Raw genomic sequence first — 19,811 nt, forward strand, 5'->3', positions numbered from 1 at the left:
GCCGAACCGGCCGTCACGCGAATCGACGGGCCGCAACGCGCGCGTCACCCGTCCGCCGCGATCCGCGCGACCGCCGCGCGCGTGTGCGCGATTTCCGCTTCGAGCCAATCGAGAAATCGCTTCACTTGCGGCTCGCGTTCACGCCCCGCCCGGCACAGTGCGACGAAACGCGCGCCGGCAAGCCGCACCGACGGATCGATCGCCGCAAGCGCGCCGCGCTCGACATGCTCGGCCACCAGCACGGAGCTGAGCAGCCCGACACCCTGCCCGTGCAGCACGGCCTGCAGCGCGTAATGCTCGTCGTCGAAATGGCGAAACAGCGCGCGCTCGAGCCACGCTTCGCGCCCGGCCGCGCGACACCACGACGGCCAGTCGATCGACACGGGCAGCGGCGTATCCCATGTGGTCTCGATCAGGTCGATCCGCTCGTCCGTGCGCTCGACGTCGAAGTCGCGCGCCGCATAGGCGCCGAAATACTCGTCGATCAGCGCGATCTCGTGCAGCGCCGCGAACGTGCGCGACGTCGCGCGAATCGCGAGATCGATCCGCGCATCGCGTTCGAGATCGACGAGCGCATTGCCGATTTCGACCTTGATGTGCAGTTGCGAATCGACGCGACGGAACCGGCCGAGGCGCGGGATCAGCCACATCGCGGCAAACGCGGGCGTGGTGGTCAGCACCAGCGTGCGCTCGCCGGCCGCCGCGGGCCGCACCGCGTCGAGCCCGCGGCTCAATCCGAGCAACGCGTCGTGACACGCGCGAAACAGACGCTCGCCCTCTTCCGTGAGCCGCACGCCGCTCGCGCCGCGCGCGAACAGCAGCACGCCGAGCCGGCTTTCGAGCGACTTGATCTGATGCGACACGGCGGCCGGCGTCACGGACAGTTCGTCGGCGGCCGCCTTGAACGTGCCGAGCCGCGCCGACGACTCGAATACACGCAATGCAGTCAGGGGGATTCTGGAGAACACGGGGCCTCGCGGGCCGGGTCGGGCCGGTTGAATTCGATTCAATCCGCGTGAGATTAGGTGAATTGATGCGAGTACGCAACGCGGGTAGCCTTGCGGGACGTCGCGGTACGATGCCGCGGCCGCAACCTTCAATCCGGAGCCACAACGTGCAAGGCCTACCGCGCAGGATCACGCAGGCGGTGCTCTACGAAGCGATCGCCATTTCCTGCATCTCGCCCGTGATCGCGATGCTGTTCAAGCAGGACCTCGTCTACTCGGGCGCGCTGTCGGCGACGATGTCGGCGATCGCGATGCTGTGGAACATGATCTTCAACGCGCTGTTCGAGCGCTGGGAAGCGTCGCGCCGGCAGCCCGCGCGCACGCTCGGGCGGCGGCTCCTGCATGCGACCGGTTTCGAGGGCGGGCTGATCTTCATACTCGTGCCGGTCGTGTCGCGGTGGCTCGACATCTCGTGGTTCGACGCGTTCGTCGTCGACATCGGGCTGTTCGCGTTCTTCTTCTGCTACGCGTTCGTGTTCCAGTGGGCGTTCGATCGCGTGTTCGACGTGCCGGCGGCGACCAAGGGGTCGTGACGCGCGCGACGCGATCCGCGCGAGAACCCGCATTCGCGCGCGCCGCGGCACAGCCCGGCCGGCCGGAATCCGGCACGCAAACGCCGCGAGGGCCGGGGCAGGCAATCATCCCGCCCCGGCCCTCGCAATCCGCTTCAACACGTCAATGCGTCACGGCCGGCGACACGCGCCGCAACCCGGCCGCTCAATGCACGCCGAGATACGCCTTCACGGCCGGCAGACCCGGCTTGCCGTCGAACGTCGTCACGCCGGCCAGCCACTTGTCGAGCGATTGCGGGTTCGCCTTCAGCCACTCGGCGGCCGCCTTGTTCGGGTCTTCCTTGTTCATGATCGGCACCATCACGTGGTTTTCGATCGACGTCGTGAACTGCAGGTTCGACACGAACTTCGCGACGTTCGGGCAGCGCTGCGCGTAGTCGGGCGGCGTCGCCGTCAGCACCTTCGCTTCGCCGTAGTTCGGGCCGAACACGCTGTCGCCGCCGGTCAGGTAATCGATCTTCATCTGCACGTTCATCGGATGCGGCTCCCAGCCGAGGAACACAATCCACTGCTTGTCGCGGATCGCGCGGTTCACCTCGACCAGCATCCCGGCTTCGCTCGACTCGACCAGCTTGAACTTGCCGAGACCGAACTGGTTGCCGTCGATCATCTTCTTGATCAGCGCATTGCCGTCGTTGCCCGGCTCGATCCCGTAGATCTTGCCGTTCAGCTTGTCCGCGTACTTCTGGATGTCGGCGAACGACTTCAGGCCGCCCTGGTACACGTAGTCGGGCACGGCCAGCGTGTATTTCGCGCCGGTCAGGTTGGGCGTCGCGAGCACCTTGATCGTGCCGGCCTTCGTGAACGGCTGGATGATCGGGTCCATCGTCGGCGACCAGTAGCCGAGGAACACGTCGATCTGCTTGCTCTTGATGCCGGCGAACGTGATCGGCACCGATGCGATCGTCTTGGTCGGCGAGTAGCCGAGACCCTGCAGCATCGTCGCTGCGAGGCCGGTGGTGGCCGCGATGTCGGTCCAGCCCACGTCCGCGAAGCGCACGTTCTTGCACACGGGCGGGTCGGCCGCATAAACGGCCGACATCGGCGCGACGATCCCGATCCCGCATACCGCTGCGATCAATAGGCGCTTCATTTGTCTTCTCCTCTAAGTGACGTCGTTTGCTTGGATGCGGGATCGTTGATTGAAGCCGCGCGCCGCGATCCCGGCGGCGTCGCGGACCGAACAGGGTTCGCGCGAAAGTCTCAGCGCCCCGGCAGCCGGCGCTCGTAGCTCGGCGCGTGGCCGAACTGCGCGCGGTATGCCTTGCTGAAGTGACACGGCGAATGGAATCCGCAGGTCGTCGTCACGCGGGCGATCGACGCGTCGGTCGTGCGCAACAGGTCGCGCGCGCGTTTCAGGCGCAGCGTCAGGTAATAGTGGGTCGGCGATACGTTCAGGTACACCTTGAACATCCGCTGCAGGTGCCGCTGCGACAGGCGCACGAGTCGCGCGAGCTCCTCGAGCGACAGCGGCTCCTCGATGTTCGCTTCCATCAGCCGCACGACCTCGATCAGCTCCGCGCGCGAGAAGCCCACGCGCGCATCCACCGGAATCGGCTGCGTGTCGGTCGAGCTGCGGATGCGTTCGAGAATGAACTGCTCGGACACCTGCGCGGCGAGCTGCTGGCCGAAGCGCATGCCGACGAGGTTCAGCATCAGGTCGAGCGGCGCGGTGCCGCCGGTGCAGGTCAGCCGGTCGCGGTCCACCACGAACAGCTCGTCCGCAAACCGGACGTCCGGAAACTCGGCGTGCAACGACGACAGGTTCTCCCAGTGCACGGTGCAGCGATAGCCGTCGAGCAGCCCGCCCGACATCAGCGCATACGCGCCCGTGCAGATGCCGCCGAGCGGCAGCCCGCGTTCGGCGAGCGCCGCGAGCGTGTCGCGCGCGCCGTCGTCGACCACGTCGCGGATGCGAATGCCGCCGCACACGATCATCACGTCGGGCAGGCTCGCGTAGTCGAGCGCCTGGGTCGGCCGCACCGCGATGCCGTTGCTGGCATGCACGGGCGCGCCGTCGAGCGAGTAGATCGACCACCGGTAATGGTCGGCCCGTCCGACGTAGTTCGCCATCCGAAGCACTTCGACGGCGCTCGAGAACGCGATCATCGAAAAATTCGGCAGCGTCAGGAAGCCGAAATGGGCGAGGGACGAAACCGGTGAAACGCAGGCGGCGGGCGCAACGGCAGCGGCGGACGTCACATCGGGCTCCTGGCGAACGGGTTGAGCAGGTTGCAGGCGGTCAGCCCCGCGGCGCATGCCGCGGAGGCCGGTATCGAATCAGGGAAGGCGGCCGGAAGGCTTGCCGGCCGCCAGCGGGTCACGCTTGCACGGGCGTTGCCTTGCCGCGGAACAGGTGCTTCAGGCCCGAGAACAGCGGTGCTTTCACGGTGCCCGGCGCACGGCCGAAGCTTTCGGTAATGCGGTCGAGAATGATCGCGAGCAGCACGACCGACAGACCGCTTTCGAAGCCGAGGCCGATGTCGAGACGCTGGATACTGGCGAGCACGTCGTTGCCGAGGCCGCCCGCACCGACCATCGACGCGATGATCACCATCGACAGCGCCATCATGATCGTCTGGTTCACGCCCTGCATGATCGACGGCAGCGCGTTCGGGAACTGCACCTTGTACAGCAGTTGCCACGGCGTGCAGCCGAACGCCTGGCCGGCTTCGACGATCTCGCGGTTCACGTGACGAATCCCGAGGCTCGTCAGACGCACGGCCGGCGGCATCGCGAAAATCACCGTCGACAGGATCCCCGGCACGCGGCCCAGACCGAACAGCATCGCGGCCGGAATCAGGTAGACGAATGCGGGCATCGTCTGCATCAGGTCGAGGATCGGACGCACGATCGCGGCGACCCACTTGCTCTTCGCGGCCCAGATGCCGAGCGGAATGCCGAGCACGAGGCTGATGATCGTCGACGACAGCGTAAGGCCGAGCGTGATGACGGTCTGATCCCAGAAGCCCGTCGCGAAGATCAGCAGCAGCGACAGCGTCGTGAACAACGCGAAGCGCCAGCCCACGCGCCACAGGCCGACACCGATGAAGATCGCCATCATCAGCCACATCGGGATCGCCTGCAGGCTGTGTTCGACGAAGGCGGCAAGACCCTCGATCGCGCGGCCGATCGCATCGAACGTCGCCGCATCGTGGTCGAGCAGGTAGTGAACGGACTGGTCGACCCAGGTACCGAGCGGAATCATTTCAGACATGGGAGCCTCGCGAACGCGTGATGGCCTTCAGGATGAGCGCGCGGTCGACCGAGCCGCAGTAGCAGCCGTCGTCGTCGACGACCGGCAGTGCATTCGGGCTCGCGACCACGCGCGCGACGACGTGTTCGAGCGACGCATCGTGCCGGATGCTTTCGATCGGACGCACGGACGGCGTGTCCTGGCCGATCGCATCGCGCGTGACGAAGCCGCGCAGCTTGCGTGCCGCGTCGAGCACGAACGCGTATTCGGCGCTGCCGTTCAGCGTCGCCGCGACATTCGCGGCATCGCACTTCGACACGATCGGCACGGCACCCGTCTGCATCAGGTCGCCGGCCGTGAGATAGCGGCTGGTGTCGACGCCGTCGAAGAACGCGCGCACGTAGTCGTCGGCCGGGTTCGTGATGATGTCCTGCGGCGTGCCGACCTGCACGAGCCGGCCGCCTTCCATGATCGCGATGCGGTTGCCGATGCGCAGCGCCTCTTCCAGATCGTGCGACACGAACATGATCGTGCGGCGCTGCTCCTTCTGCAGTTGCAGCAGCACGTCCTGCATTTCGCGGCGCTTGAGCGGGTCGAGCGCGGAAAACGCCTCGTCCATGATCATCAGCGACGGGTTCACGGCCAGCGCGCGCGCAAGGCCGACACGCTGCTGCATGCCGCCCGACAGCTCGGACGGCAGCTTGTGCGAGAACGGGGCGAGACCGACCTGCTCGAGCACTTCCATCGCACGGCGCTCGCGTTCCTTCTTGCCGACGCCAGCGACCTCGAGGCCGAACGCGGCATTCGACACCACGGTGCGATGCGGCATCAGCGCGAACGACTGGAACACCATGCTCATGTCCTTGCGGCGCAGCGCGGTCAGCGCCGAGCGGCGTGCCGACGCGACGTCGAGCCCGTCGATCATCACCTTGCCGGCGCTGGGATCGACCAGCCGGTTCACGAGGCGGATCAGGGTGGACTTGCCGGAGCCCGACAGGCCCATCAGCACGAATATTTCGCCTTCCTGCACGTCGAACGATACGTTGTGCACGCCGACGACCTGACCGGTACGCTTGAGCACTTCGTCTTTCGTCGAGCCGGCGGCGAGCATGTCGAGCGCCTGCTGCGGGTTACTTCCAAACACCTTGCACAGACCTTCGACCACGACCTTGGGGGCATCCATCGAAACCTTCTCCTCGTGTAGCGGGGACTCACGCGTGTCATAGCGTGCCTACATAGTTGCCAGAAAAAACCCCGACCTGCCGACGAATTACGACAAACGCTTGCGCAAATACGACACGGCCGGCAGCCCCGCCAGGCGGGCCGCGGCGGGCCGCGGCACCCGATTGCGGCGACGCAATACGCGCAGGGCCAGCAACGACGGGCATCGCACGCGAGACTTGTGCGCAGCAGCGCGACGCCCAACCGATGACGTTTTGCGTCAAAGCGCGTCGGCCGCAGGTCGCTTTGCGACAATTTCACGTCCGATCGGACCGTATCGCGGTCGCATGCGGACAAAAAGCATGACCGTACGTAAAACCGCGCGTCGCAACGGCCGGACAGCCACGTTTGGCGGCCTGTCCGCAACCCAGAAAATCCCGCATGGCCGCTGTGATACATTGCCGGCAACCACGCTGATCGCGACGTCGCGGCGCCTTGCGCGCACCGCACCGCGCCAGCGTGCGCGCATGCCGGTTCGCCTGCCGGCCATGCCGAAACAGCTTCGATCGGCGCGCATCATGATCGAAGCACGATAACGAAATGAAAGAGGGAGCAAGGCGATGAATTGGGCCTTTGCCGCAATCGGCTTCATCGTGGGCGGTATCGCCGCATTGTTCGGGGATTTCTCCGCCGCCAACGGCGCGCTGCTCGGTGCGGCGGTCGGGTTCTGTCTCGGCCACGCGCTGCTGCAACGCAAGCGCAAGAACGGCAACACCACCGGCGACGCATTCGCCGTCACGACGGCAGCGACGCCACCGCAGCCGCCCGCGACGCTCGCCGATCGCGTCGCGCGTCTCGAGGCGACGGTCGACGCGCTCACGCGCGAGCTCGATGTGCTGCGCGGCCAGCTTGCCGGCGCGAGGGCCGGCGCAGCAGCAGCCGGCAGCCCCGCGCAAGCGCCGTCGTCTCCGTCCGTCATCGTCACGCCATCCACCGCCGCGCTTCCGCCACGACCGTCGATGCAGCCCGCCGCCGCGAGCGCGGGTTCGCCGTCGTCGACGTCCATGCCGGCTCCCGCGCCTGCCGCCGCCACGCCGCGCACGCGCGACGCCGACGCTGCCACCCGCGCACCGGTGAATGCGCCCGCAACGATCGGGCGCGCTGCCCCGGCTACCCCGCCCGTCCCGCCGAAACCGCACGAACCCGGCATCGCCGAACGCGCGTTCCGCGCCGCGCGCGACTGGCTGCTCGGCGGCAACACGGTCGTGCGCGTCGGGATCATCGTGTTGTTCTTCGGCGTCGCGTTCCTGCTCAAGTACGCGGCCGACAACGACATGCTGCCGATCGAATTCCGCCTGGCCGGCACCGCGCTCGCCGCGGCCGCGCTGCTCGCGATCGGCTGGCGCGTGCGCGCACGCCGCGCCGCGTACGGCCTCGTGCTGCAGGGTGGCGGCATCGGCATCCTGTATCTGACGATCTTCGCCGCAACCAAGCTCTACCCGCTGCTGCCCGTCGGCGCGGCGTTCCCGTTGATGGTCGCGGTATGCGCGCTGAGCGCGTTCCTCGCGGTGAAACAGAACGCGTTGCCGCTCGCGTTCATGGGCAGCGCGGGCGGCTTTCTGGCGCCGGTGCTGCTGTCGACCGGCCACGGCAGCCACGTCGCGCTGTTCAGCTACTACGCGCTGCTGAACGCGGGCATCTTCGCGATCGCGTGGTTCAAGGCATGGCGCCCGCTGAACCTGCTCGGCTTCGTGTTCACGTTCACGATCGGCTCCGCGTGGGGCGTGACGGCCTACCGCCCCGCGTTGTTCGCGAGTACCGAGCCGTTCCTGATCCTGTTCTTCCTGATGTATGTCGGCATCGCGCTGCTCAATGCGGTCAAACGCGAGCTCGCGCTGCGCCACTATGTGGACGGCACGCTCGTGTTCGGCACGCCGATCGTCGCGACCGCGCTGCAGGCATCGCTCGTGAAGGGCATGCCGTTCGGGCTCGCGTGGAGCGCCGTCGCGCTGTCGGCGTTCTACGTTGCCGTCGCCGCATGGCTCGCGCGGCGCCGCGATCGCCTCGCGCTGCTGTTCGAGGCGATGCTCGCGCTCGCGGTGATCTTCGCGACGCTGGCGGTGCCGCTCGCGTTCTCGGGCCCGACGACGAGCGCCGCATGGGCAATCGAAGGCGCGGCCATCGTGTGGGTCGGCGTGCGCGAGAAGCGCCTCGCGCCGTTCGGCTTCGGGCTGCTGATGCAGGTGGCCGCGGCCGGCGCGTTCTTCACGAGCGTGCTCGGGCCGGTCGACGCAAACGCATTGCCGGTGCTCAACAGCCCCTATATCGCGATGCTGCTGATCGCGCTCGCCGGGTTGTTCACGGGCTGGTGGCTGCACGGGCGCGACGAGGCGCGCGCGTGGCACGCATGGATGCCGGAGGTCGGCGCGGCCGCCGCGGCCTGGGGGCTGCTGTGGTGGGTGAGCGGCGGGCTGCACGAGATCCTCGTCTATGCGAGCCGTCACGTCGATCTGCATGCGGACCGCTTCGTCGTCGACACCACCGCGCTGTTCGCGGCCGGCACCGCCTGGCTCGCCCACATCGCGCGCCGCAAGCTCGCGTGGCCGATCGCCGAATGGCCGGCGCTCGCGCTGACGCCGGTGCTGGCGCTGCTCGCGCTGCGCGCGTTCGATGCACACGAAGCGCCGCTGTCGGGCATGGGCGCATTCGCGTGGCCGATCGCCGTCGTTGCGTGCTATGCACTGCTGTGGCGCCAGTCGCGCGACACCGCAGCCGCCGGCACGCCGGGCGCGACACCGCCCGGCGCGACGGCCATCCCCGCCGGCGTGATCGCGCCGCTGCACACGCTGACCTTCTGGACGCTATGCGGGCTGTTCTCGCTCGAAGGCTTCTGGCGGCTGCGCTCGTTCGTCCCCGAAGGCGCGTGGAGCTGGAGCGCCTGGGCATACGGCTTCGGCGCGCTGCTCCTGCTGGTGTCCGGCCCCGGCACGCGCCTGCGCTGGCCGATTGCCGCATTCCCGCGCGCCTATCAGGTATGGGGCGCCGCACCGCTCGCCGCGCTGCTGTGGCTGTGGAGCATCGCCAGCGTGACGAGCGACGGCGACGCGTCGCCGCTGTTCTGGCTGCCGCTGCTCAATCCGCTCGACGTCGCGCAACTGCTGATCTTCGTCGGGTTCGCGACGTGGCTGCGCCGGCTGAAGACGCTCGGCGTCACGTGGCATCCGCTCGCGATCGACCTTGCCGCGCTCGCGACCGTGTTCCTGTGGTTCAACGCGCTGCTGCTGCGCACGCTGCATCAGCGGTTCCACTTCGGCTACGACATCGACACCGTGCTGTCGTCGTTCGGCATCCAGCAGGTGTTCATGGTCGGCTGGAGCCTGTTCGCGTTCGCCGGCATGTGGCTCGTGCGCCGCGACGGCATCGCACGCGTGTGCGCGCTCGCGGCGCTGCCGCTGATCGTCGTGATGTGGGTCTGGACCTTCTACGCGAACTTCACGCAGGACGGCGGCAGCTGGGCGCGCATCCCGCTGCTCAATCCGCTCGATCTCGTGCTCGTGGTCGTCTATGCACTCGCCGCGTCGTGGTTCGTGCGTGCGCGCAAGCTCGGCTGGTCGTTCGACAACTATCGCGTCGGGCTGCTCGGCGCGGCCGGCGCGACGGCATTCCTGTGGCTGAACGCGATCCTGCTGCGCACGCTGCATCACTGGACCGGCGTGCCGTACGCGTTCGATGCGATGGCGGAATCGACGCTCGTGCAGGCGTCGGTGTCCGTGTACTGGACGGTCTGCGCGCTCGCGACGATGATCTGGGCGACGCGTCGCGGGTTGCGTGCGCTGTGGTTCGTCGGCGCCGCGCTGCTCGCGCTCACGGTGATCAAGCTGTTCCTGTTCGACCTGTCGCACGTCACCGGCATCGAGCGCATCGTGTCGTTCATCGGCATCGGCGTGCTGCTGTTGCTGATCGGTTATTTCTCGCCGCTACCGCCGAAGGCCGCGGCCCAACGCAACGACCACCAACCATGAAACGACTCGCAGCCCTGCTCGGCCTGAGCCTGCTGACGTCGTTCGCGGCGGCCGGCGGCACGCCGGGCGCCGAACGCGTCGCGCGTCGCTTCTCGCTCGATCTCGACGGCAGCGCCGCGTATTACCAGCTCACCGTGCCGCAGGCCGTCTATGCGGGCAGCCGGCGCGACGATCTCGGCGACGTGCGCATCTTCAACAGCGCGGGCGAGCCCGTGCCGTATTCGCTCGATGCGCCCGTCGCGGCCGCGGCGGCGTCGCGCACGCCGGTGCACTGGTTCCCGCTGCCGCCGGCCCGTACCGACGACAGCCGCGCGCCGCTCGGCGTGTCCGTCGGCCCGGACGGCTCGCTGCGCGCGGCCGCCGCCGCGCCGGCGCGCGCCAGGCATGCGTCGGATCTCGTCGACCTGTCGCATGCGGATGGCGAAATCGACGCGCTGTTCGTGCATGTGAACGACGACAGCTACCAGGGGCGCGTCGCCGTCGCCGCAAGCGACGACCTGCGCAGCTGGCGCTCGCTCGGCAGCACGCAACTGCTGAAAGTGGGGCGCGGCGGCGACATGCTGGTGCAGGAACGCATCGCGCTCGAAGGCGCGGGGCCGCGCTACCTGCGGCTCGACTGGCTCGACGGCGCACCCGCGATCGGGTCGATCGACGTCGAGACGCATCCGCGCGATGCACGCTCGACGGACGCATCGGCCGTGCCGCGCCAGTGGCGCGACGCCACGCACGTGCGCGCCGGCAGCACGCCTGGCGAATACCTGTTCGAGACCGATGGCGCCTATCCGGTCGACCGCGTGCGGATCGATCTGCCGCAACCGAATACCGTTGCGCGCGCAACGTTGCAGAGCCGCCCCGACGCGCAGGCGCCGTGGCGCAACGTGGCCGACGCCGTGCTGTTCCGGTTGCAGGGCAAGGGCGGCGAACAACGCAATCCGCCGCTCGAATTCCCGTCGGATACGGACCGCGCATGGCGGATCGTCGTCGACATGCGCAACGGCGGACTCGGCGGCGGTCAGCCGGCCGTCTCGGTCGGCTGGCATCCGGCCGCGCTGACCTTCGTCGCACGCGGCACGCCGCCGTTCACGCTCGGCGTCGGCAACGCGGCGCTGCTGTCGTCGGCCGTGAGCCGCGACGCGCTGCTGGTCGGCATGGCGCCGGAAGTCCGGCCCGCACGCGTGGGCGCGGCATTGCCGGTATCGGAAGCCCCGCCGGAATCAGCCGTCGCCGATACGGACGCGACACGCCGTTACGTGCTGTGGGGCGCGCTGGTCGTCGCGGTCGGCATGCTGGGAACGATTGCGTGGCGCCTCGCACGGGGCGCCGGCAACGCCGACGGCGGCGCACGCAATCGCGACGAGTGACTCCGCATCACAAGGCCTGCGCGGCGAAACGATCCCGAGCCATCCACGCCTGTCGGATCGCGACGCCGCCATGCCGACGCGATCGCCATGGCGACGACCGGCAACTGGCCGCGCCTGCCACACCCATCGCCACGGAACGCACGCTGCGGCGCAGCCGCGTATCGGGTCTCGACGCGGCGACGGCACGGGCCATCCACGCATGCGCAATGGCGATACGCTGCCTGACAAACCGCGAAGCCGGCGACATGCGTCGCGCGCGCTGCGCAACCGGCCGTTTGCACAGGATCGCGCTGTCGTAGCGCTTGCCGGCGAAGCGCATCACGTCGACCACCTCGAAACCCTGCGCGCCGTAGAACGCCACCAGGTGCGACGCGGGATACGGCGTATCCAGCGCGAGCAGCGTATAGCCGCGCAACGCGGCCCACTGCCCCGCGAACGACAGCAGCAGCGCACCGACCCCGCGGCTCTGGCATTCGGGGTCGACCGCCAGTTGCCGCACGCTCGCGACGCCTGCGCGCCGATACAGCGAGCACGGCGAAGCCGGATCGGTCGCATACAGCGTGGCGGTGCCGATCACGCGTCCACCGCGGACCGCGACGAAACACTCGCCGGCCTCGGCGCGGCGACGCGTGACGTCCTCGCCCTGGTCGACGCACGTGCAGTTCAGCCCCATCGCGCCGAGCCGCGCGAACGCACGGTGCAGCAGCGCGGTGAGCTGCGCGTAGCTGTCGAACGCCGGATCGAAGCGCCGCACGACGACCCGGTCGGTGCGCATCGCAAGCGGCGCGTCGGGCGAACGTTCGGCGATCGTGTTCCGGAAAATCGACATCGCAGTGCCCCGTGGTTCGAATGACCGAAGTCTAGGAGCGTGCCGGTCGGCGCCGCAAGAAAAAATGTCGTAAAAATGGAGCTGCACGAATGCGCACGATGCGACGGCAACGTGCGGGTTCGATGCGCGTGCAACTGACCGCATGCGCGCGAAGACGTCGATCGTTGTTCGGGCAGGCAGCGCACGGTTCGCACCTCGTCGACGACATCGTCACGCGCACTCGCCCGGCCGTTGACACGCTGCGCGACGCGATCCAGACTCGCTGCTCCTTCATCGCACCGCGAGCGCCCATGGTCACCTGCTTCCTTCGCTACGTCATCGATCCGTACAAACTCGAACAGTTCGAAACCTACGGCAAGATGTGGATTCCGCTCGTCGAGCAATTCGGCGGCACGCATCACGGCTACTTCCTGCCGTCCGAAGGCGCGAACCATATCGCGCTCGCGATGTTCTCGTTTCCGAGCCTTGCCGAATACGAGCGTTACCGCGAACGCTCGAAGGACGATCCGGCCTGCCAGGCCGCCTTCCGCTACGCGGAGGAAACGCGCTGCATCGTCAGCTACGAACGCAGCTTCTTCCGCCCGGTGTTCGGCTGACGCGTCAATCGGAGCGCCGCCACATGGCACGCACCGCGCTCCGGCGGCAGACGAAAAAAAGCCCCGCCTGCATCCGCTTGGCGGGGCCAACCCATGTCAGTAGAGACATCATGGAGGAGACGAGTCCATCTTATCGAGCACGGCACGGCGTCCCAACCAAGCATTTCTGCTATCCATCTGCGGCGCCGCGCGCACGCGCGACCCTCGCGCACGGCATATCGATAGAACGAAAAGTCGTTTTCAGAGTGGCGACAGGGTCGTTACCATCTGGTTTTAAGCCTGTGCTTAGCCGGGCAAGCCATCCGAGGAGCGCCCCTTGACTGCATTCGATCAACACCGCCGCCCGTTCGTCGTCGGCATCGGCGGCACCACCCGAGCTGCGTCGTCGACCGAGCGCGCACTGTCGTTCGCGCTGCGCGGCGCCCAAGCCGCCGGCGCGCGCACGCGCCTGTTCGACGGCCCGTTCCTGCATACGCTGCCGCACTACGCCCCCGAACACAAAACGCTCACCGACGCGCAGCGCAAGCTGATCGACACCGTACGCGAAGCCGACGCGATCATCATCGCCACGCCCGGCTATCACGGCGGCGTGTCCGGCCTCGTGAAGAACGCACTCGACACGCTCGAGGAACTGCGCGCCGACGACCGCCCGTATCTCGACGGCCGCGCGGTCGGCCTGATCGTCACCGCGTACGGCTGGCAGGCAGCCGGCACCGTGCTCACGTCGCTGCGCTCGATCGTCCATGCGCTGCGCGGCTGGCCGACGCCGTTCGGCGCCACCGTGAACACGCTCGAAACGCGCTTCGACAGCGCCGACAGCTGCTCGGACCCGAAGGTCGTCGCGCAGCTCGAGACGGTCGGCGCGCAGGCCGCCGAATTCGCGCTCGCGTTCGCGTCGCATCGCGCGGCCGCGCATGCCGCGTCGGTCGACGCGCTCGCGCCCGTGCTGAAGATCGCCAACCAGTAATCGCCGCCTTCCCGCCGCCCGCCCCCGGCCGATCACGTTCGCCGGCGGCGGGCGGTGCGCGTCTCGACGCCCGGCGCGAGCCGCGTCCGCGCTTCCTGTTCCACCGAGCCCGCCCGCTGCGCGCCGATAACGATTCGGCCCGCCACGTAATTTGCATTGGCCGAAAGATTCGTTCACGCGGGCTGCCGGTTTTCGTACGCTGAAAGCCCGAACCCTCTGCGCGCATGCCATGAATCGCACGATCCGTTACAAAGGCTACGAAGTGGCCCCCGCCGCTGCCCGGCTGCCGAATGGCCTGTTCGCCGCGAACCTGACGATCGAAAAGGCCACCGGCGGCCCGTCGCCGCGCGCCGTCTCGTTCGACGCAATCGACTTCTTCTTCGAAGAGGAACACGCGCTCGCGTATGCGTCCCGCTGGGGCCGCCTCTGGGTCGACACGCAGGCCTGAGCGCACGGCCGCAGCGCAGCGGCGTTCGAAAATACGCATTTACGGAAGCTATGCAAGAATCTTTCACTCCGTAATCGCATAACAACAGCCATGTCCGACACGCTGCAGGAAGCGCATGCAGCGGCAGATCACGCCATGCGCAACTGGACCTTCGAGAGGCAGGGTCCGGTCAGGATCGGTTCCGATGCGCACAGGCAGATGTTCTGCCGCATGCTGCTCGACACACACAACCCGTACAAACCGGCAGTCATCGACTGGCCCGCACTCCCACCCGACGCACTCAAGCGACTCACGTCGCTGCCCATCTGGGACATCGCCGTGCAGACCGAAGGGCGCGCATCGATTCGCGTCGCCACCTTCGCCGCGACCGTCGACGATCCGCTGCTGCGCCGCGCGCTGGAGATGGACGGCGGCGAGGAAGCGCGCCACAAGGTCGTACTGTCGAAGCTGGTGCACGCCTACGGCATCGAGCTCGCGCCCGAGCCGGCCTATCCGGCGCCGACGGATCCCGAATGGTCGTGGATGATGACCGGCTTCAGCGAGTGCATCGACAGCTTCTTCGCATTCGGCCTGTTCCGCTCCGCCCAACGCTCCGGCTATTTCCCGTCCGAACTCGTCGAAACCTTCGAACCCGTGATCCAGGAGGAAGGCCGGCACATCCTGTTCTTCGTGAACTGGTACGCGTGGTACTGGCGCAATTTGCCGTGGTGGCGCCGGCCCTGGTTCTTCGCGCGCGTGGCGGCCGTGTGGGCGTTCCTGATCCGGGAGCGCATCGGCATCGCGCGCGGCATCGATGCCGATGGCGTTGCGCGCGACGCGAACTTCCCGGCGACGAGCACTGCCGATATCGGCGAGACGCTGAATCCGCGCGAGCTGATCGCGCTGTGCCTTAGCGAGAACGACCGGCGGATGGCCGGGTACGACAAGCGGCTGCTGCGCCCGATGTTCGTCCCGCGCATGGCGCGCCTCGCGCTGCGCTTTCTGCGGAAATAACGCCACGGCGCGTCGGATTCCGGTTTCCGATCAGGAATCCGACGTGCAGCGTCGCCGGTGCAACCCGGCCGCTGCCCATGCGGCGATCGCCTTCCACGAGCCCGCGGGCGCGACACGCGCGACGATTCGGCCACGCCACGGCCCGAATCCGGCGCCGCGTGCGCGACGACGAGCGAGGCTCGGCGTGTGTCCGTCAGACTGATGTTGCGCATTCGATACATCCGAGCCCGGCGTTGCCGTCGTTCGGCGCGCATGCCCAATCTCCGGGCGGCAGGGCAAATTGTCACGCCCGGAATTTGACATTTGGCCCCGTCCGCCGCTTCTCCGACCCTGCCATGGGTATCCATCGGCAGCGCCGGGCGCAACCCGTCGCCACCAGATCGTAAGCGGATGGGAAGCTCGCTCGCCGAGTCAGCCGGACGCGTTATTCAAGTCCCCGCCGACAATCCTCCGGGACACATCAATTGGAACAAATTTCCGATCGGAATACCGAGAGCAGAACAGCCGCGCTGTAGCAATTTTTTACAACTTCGCTTGAGCGGCCGGCCACCGAACGCCCGTCACACGGGCGGCGGCAGCTCCAGCGATGAGCAAATGTGCACAATCGCACATCACTTGCCTCACGTATTTTTCGATTGAATCGAGACTAATTTAATACAAATAAAAATACCGATTCCCCATGAATTAATAAGTTAACAAAACGTCAATTTTTCTCGATCCAGATTGTTACCAAAACATTACAAATCAGAAAGGTGGACCTGGTTCGCAAACGTTTGCCATTTCATTTTCCTTACTTTTCGAGGCATCCCGTGTGTAATGTAGCGCACAAATCGCACATAAACCGTTGAATCATATGAGTTTTTACACGGCACCAGGGTGCGCGCGAAGCCCTACACTCTGCATTCTCGTTATTTTCCAAATCGTTACGTGCCAATACATCAAAACGCGACACATTGACCTTCCTTTAACTTTCAAAACCCTCCATTTATCACTATTTGTCAATCTCCAGAAAATATCTCAAATAAACTCCGCCCATCATTTTTGAGATTCGCGCGAGCGCACGGCAGATTCATCTGACGAAATAGACCGGTGTGTTGCGTTGCGTATTTGGAGGTAGCACGACATGAACCGCACATACCGCTCTATCTGGAACGAAGCCCTCGGCACCTGGGTTGCAGCATCGGAAATTTCTACCGCACGCGGCAAGCCGAATAAGTCTGCCGTGGCGAAAGCCGTTGCAACCGCTGTTCTGGCAGGGGGGATTGCCGTCGGCAACGTCGCGCACGCGCAATATTCTGCTGGCGGCACCTTTGGCAGCGTGGCGGCGACCGGGTCACAGTCGATCGCAATCGGTGGCAATAACGGCAGCACCACGACGGCGAGCGGCTCGACGTCCATCGCAATCGGCGCGAATGCAACCGCCTCCGGCGACTACTCGCAAGCCTTCGGCCAGAATTCGAAGTCGACGGGCAACAGCTCCATCGGTATCGGCTCGGGATCGCAGGCGACGGCAAACGGCGCCGCCGCGGTCGGCAACGATGCGAAGGCACAGGGCTCGAGCTCGGTCGCCATCGGCGGCGGCGACGGTTCCGGCCTGGGGGGTGCTACGGCCGGCGCGTCCAATTCGGTTGCGATCGGACGCTACTCGGTGGTGAATTCGACCGCAACGGGTGCTACCGCGATCGGCCTCAACGCCACCGCGCAATACGCCAACAGCGTCGCAATCGGACAGGGCAGCGTCACCGGCACGGCAGCGCCGACCGGAACCGGCTACCTGACCGGCAGCACGGCGCCTACGTCGGAAATGTCGATCGGCAGCTCGACGAATCTTCGCCGCATCACCAACGTCGCCGACGGCTCCGCTCCCCACGATGCGGTCACCGTGGCTCAGCTCAGCACCGGAATGAGCACGACGACGAGCGCGATCAGCAGCCTGTCGTCGTCGACGTCGACGGGGTTGTCGTCGGCTACCAGCTCCATCGGGTCGCTCTCGACCGGTCTCAGCTCGACCAATAGCAACGTCACTTCGCTTTCGTCGTCCACGTCGACGGGGCTCTCGTCGGCCACCAGTTCCATCGGCTCGCTCTCGACCGGCCTCAGCTCGACCAATAGCAACGTCACGTCGCTTTCGTCGTCCACGTCGACGGGGCTCTCGTCGGCTACCAGCTCCATCGGCTCGCTTTCGACCGGCCTCAGCTCGACCAACAGCAACGTCACTTCGCTGTCGTCGTCCACGTCGACGGGGCTCTCGTCGGCTACCAGTTCCATCGGGTCGCTCTCGACCGGCCTCAGCTCGACCAACAGCCACGTCACGTCGCTGTCGTCGTCCACGTCGACAGGGCTGTCGTCGGCCACCAGCTCCATCGGGTCACTGTCCACCGGACTCTCGTCGACCAACAGCTCCGTCGGTTCGTTGTCCACCGGCCTCAGCTCGACCAACAGCAACGTCACGTCGCTGTCGTCCTCGACTTCGACGGGGCTCTCGTCAGCCACCAGTTCCATCGGGTCGCTTTCGACCGGACTCTCGTCGACCAACAGCTCCGTCGGTTCGTTGTCCACCGGCCTGAGTTCAACCAACAGCAACGTCGCTTCGCTGTCGTCGTCGACTTCGACAGGGCTCTCGTCGGCGACTAGCTCCATTGGGTCGCTCTCGACTGGCCTCAGCTCGACCAATAGCAACGTCACGTCGCTGTCGTCGTCCACGTCGACGGGGCTTTCTTCGGCTACCAGCTCGATCGGTTCGCTGTCCACCGGACTCTCGTCGACCAACAGCTCCGTCGGTTCGTTGTCCACCGGCCTCAGCTCGACCAACAGCAACGTCACTTCGCTTTCGTCGTCCACGTCGACGGGGCTTTCTTCGGCGACTAGCTCGATCGGCTCGCTTTCGACCGGTCTCAGCTCGACCAACAGCAACGTCACTTCGCTTTCGTCCTCGACGTCGACGGGGCTCTCGTCGGCTACCAGCTCCATCGGCTCGCTTTCGACCGGTCTCAGCTCGACCAATAGCAACGTCACCTCGCTGTCGTCCTCGACGTCGACGGGGCTCTCGTCGGCCACCAGTTCCATCGGTTCGCTGTCCACCGGACTCTCGTCGACCAACAGCTCCGTCGGGTCGTTGTCCACCGGCCTGAGTTCGACCAACAGCAACGTCGCTTCGCTGTCGTCGTCGACTTCGACGGGGCTTTCGTCGGCCACTAGCTCCATCGGCTCGCTCTCGACCGGTCTCAGCTCGACCAACAGCAACGTCACCTCGCTTTCGTCGTCCACGTCGACAGGTCTCTCGTCGGCCACCAGCTCGATCGGTTCGCTGTCCACCGGCCTCAGCACGGTCACGACCAAGACCGACAACCTCGGCAGCAGCACAGCTGCGGCGCTCGGCGGCGGTGCGAAATATGATTCGACGACCGGAACGGTTTCCGCTCCGGCATACACGACCTACAACGCGAACGGCACGACGTCGACCGCCAATAGCGTCGGCTCGGCGATCGACAACATCAACAGCCAGGGCATCAAGTACTTCCACGCTAATTCGACGGCTGCCGACAGCCAGGCGCTCGGCACCGATTCCGTTGCGATCGGCCCGAATGCCGTCGCCAACAATACCGGCGATGTCGCGCTCGGCAGCGGCTCCGTCACCGAAGCACCCAATCCGACGCCGACCGGTACCGTCGGCGGCGTGACGACCACGTTTGCGGGTGGCAACCCGAGTAGCGTCGTCAGCGTCGGCGACGCAAGCAAGAACACCACGCGTCAGATCACCAATGTCGCGGCCGGTCAAATCACCTCGACCAGCACCGATGCGATCAACGGCTCCCAGCTCTTCGCGACCAATTCGGCCGTCGACTCGCTGTCGACGACGGTATCGTCGTCCAGCAACGTAATCTCGTCGCTGTCGACCGGGATCAACTCGCTGTCGACGGGCTTGAGCTCGACCGATAGCACGGTGACGTCGCTCTCGACTTCCACGTCGACCGGCCTGTCGTCGGCTGATAGCTCGATCAGTTCGCTCTCTACGTCGACTTCGACCGGGATCAATTCGCTGTCGACGGGCCTCAGTTCGACCGACAGCACGGTGACGTCGCTCTCGACTTCCACGTCGACTGGCCTCTCGTCGGCTGACAGCTCAATCAGCTCGCTGTCTACGTCGACTTCGACGGGGATCAATTCGCTGTCGACCGGTCTCAGCTCGACCGACAGTACGGTGACGTCGCTCTCGACCTCCACGTCGACCGGTCTGTCATCGGCTGATAGCTCGATCAGTTCGCTCTCCACGTCGACTTCGACGGGGATCAATTCGCTGTCCACCGGCCTCAGCTCGACCGACAGCACGGTGACGTCGCTCTCGACTTCCACGTCGACTGGCCTCTCGTCGGCTGATAGCTCGATCAGTTCGCTGTCCACGTCGACTTCGACGGGGATCAATTCGCTGTCGACCGGTCTCAGCTCGACCGACAGTACGGTGACGTCGCTCTCGACCTCCACATCGACCGGTCTGTCATCGGCTGATAGCTCGATCAGTTCGCTCTCTACGTCGACTTCGACGGGGATCAATTCGCTGTCGACCGGCCTCAGCTCGACCGACAGCACGGTGACGTCGCTCTCGACTTCCACGTCGACTGGCCTCTCGTCGGCTGATAGCTCGATCAGTTCGCTGTCCAC

14 protein-coding genes and 1 pseudogene are annotated in these 19,811 nt (G+C 66.4%); 9 read left to right on the forward strand and 6 right to left on the reverse strand.

What is annotated here, in order from left to right; translation table 11 throughout:
• Window positions 1–44: 44 nt before the first annotated feature.
• Window positions 45–968 carry a LysR substrate-binding domain-containing protein gene (locus tag BME24068_RS29295; protein ID WP_174928150.1) on the reverse strand — a complete coding sequence of 308 codons (924 nt, stop codon included), beginning with the start codon at window positions 966–968 and terminating at the stop codon, window positions 45–47.
• A gap of 146 nt (window positions 969–1,114) precedes the next feature.
• On the opposite strand from BME24068_RS29295, the gene BME24068_RS29300 reads away from it, so the two are divergent.
• Window positions 1,115–1,540, forward strand: a complete 426-nt coding sequence (locus tag BME24068_RS29300; RefSeq protein WP_174928151.1) for a PACE efflux transporter — start codon at window positions 1,115–1,117, stop codon at window positions 1,538–1,540.
• Between the two features lie 184 nt (window positions 1,541–1,724).
• On the opposite strand, the gene BME24068_RS29305 is transcribed toward BME24068_RS29300, so the two are convergent.
• The 4 genes and pseudogenes from BME24068_RS29305 to BME24068_RS29320 all read right to left on the reverse strand — a co-directional run.
• A complete protein-coding gene (locus BME24068_RS29305) occupies window positions 1,725–2,672 on the reverse strand; it encodes a choline ABC transporter substrate-binding protein (RefSeq protein ID WP_174928152.1) in 948 nt (315 codons plus the stop codon).
• 110 nt (window positions 2,673–2,782) lie between these two features.
• Complete coding sequence (locus BME24068_RS29310) at window positions 2,783–3,781, reverse strand: GlxA family transcriptional regulator (protein ID WP_096501991.1); 999 nt, start codon at window positions 3,779–3,781, stop codon at window positions 2,783–2,785.
• Between the two features lie 118 nt (window positions 3,782–3,899).
• Window positions 3,900–4,796 (reverse strand): choline ABC transporter permease subunit, encoded by an 897-nt coding sequence (gene choW / locus BME24068_RS29315; RefSeq protein ID WP_096501993.1) that lies wholly within the window; start codon window positions 4,794–4,796, stop codon window positions 3,900–3,902.
• Window positions 4,789–6,167: pseudogene (locus BME24068_RS29320) on the reverse strand (quaternary amine ABC transporter ATP-binding protein); the annotation flags it as partial. The gene choW and the pseudogene BME24068_RS29320, both read right to left, overlap by 8 nt.
• 116 nt (window positions 6,168–6,283) lie before the next feature.
• Between BME24068_RS29320 and BME24068_RS29325 the strand changes: the two are divergent.
• The 3 genes from BME24068_RS29325 to BME24068_RS29335 are packed head-to-tail and all read left to right on the forward strand — an operon-like array spanning window position 6,284 to window position 11,319.
• Window positions 6,284–6,532: a hypothetical protein gene (locus BME24068_RS29325; RefSeq protein ID WP_174928153.1), complete on the forward strand. Its 249-nt coding sequence runs from the start codon at window positions 6,284–6,286 to the stop codon at window positions 6,530–6,532.
• 24 nt (window positions 6,533–6,556) lie between these two features.
• Complete coding sequence (locus tag BME24068_RS29330; protein WP_174928154.1) at window positions 6,557–9,958, forward strand: DUF2339 domain-containing protein; 3,402 nt, start codon at window positions 6,557–6,559, stop codon at window positions 9,956–9,958.
• Window positions 9,955–11,319, forward strand: coding sequence for a DUF3999 domain-containing protein (locus BME24068_RS29335; RefSeq protein WP_174928155.1), 1,365 nt, complete (start codon window positions 9,955–9,957; stop codon window positions 11,317–11,319). Before BME24068_RS29330 ends, BME24068_RS29335 begins: the two co-directional genes overlap by 4 nt.
• 7 nt (window positions 11,320–11,326) lie before the next feature.
• Here BME24068_RS29335 and BME24068_RS29340 read toward each other — a convergent pair whose 3' ends face one another.
• Window positions 11,327–12,148, reverse strand: coding sequence for a GNAT family N-acetyltransferase (locus BME24068_RS29340; protein ID WP_174928160.1), 822 nt, complete (start codon window positions 12,146–12,148; stop codon window positions 11,327–11,329).
• Between the two features lie 290 nt (window positions 12,149–12,438).
• Between BME24068_RS29340 and BME24068_RS29345 the strand changes: the two genes are divergently transcribed.
• The 5 genes from BME24068_RS29345 to BME24068_RS29365 all read left to right on the forward strand — a co-directional run.
• On the forward strand, window positions 12,439–12,744 hold the full coding sequence (locus BME24068_RS29345) for an NIPSNAP family protein (protein ID WP_096502051.1): 306 nt from the start codon (window positions 12,439–12,441) through the stop codon (window positions 12,742–12,744).
• A gap of 316 nt (window positions 12,745–13,060) precedes the next feature.
• Entirely contained in the window at window positions 13,061–13,711 is a 651-nt protein-coding gene (locus BME24068_RS29350) for an NADPH-dependent FMN reductase (protein ID WP_174928156.1), read from the forward strand.
• Between the two features lie 229 nt (window positions 13,712–13,940).
• Window positions 13,941–14,159 (forward strand): transcriptional regulator, encoded by a 219-nt coding sequence (locus BME24068_RS29355; RefSeq protein WP_096502005.1) that lies wholly within the window; start codon window positions 13,941–13,943, stop codon window positions 14,157–14,159.
• A 90-nt stretch (window positions 14,160–14,249) separates the two neighbouring features.
• A complete protein-coding gene (locus BME24068_RS29360; RefSeq protein ID WP_096502007.1) occupies window positions 14,250–15,152 on the forward strand; it encodes an aminomethyltransferase in 903 nt (300 codons plus the stop codon).
• 1,123 nt (window positions 15,153–16,275) lie between these two features.
• Window positions 16,276–19,811 (forward strand): ESPR-type extended signal peptide-containing protein (locus BME24068_RS29365; RefSeq protein WP_280528434.1); only part of this gene is annotated, 3,536 nt, incomplete at its 3' end.

The sequence above is a fragment of the Burkholderia anthina genome (genome assembly GCF_902498995.1).
GTDB classification, from domain to species: domain Bacteria; phylum Pseudomonadota; class Gammaproteobacteria; order Burkholderiales; family Burkholderiaceae; genus Burkholderia; species Burkholderia anthina.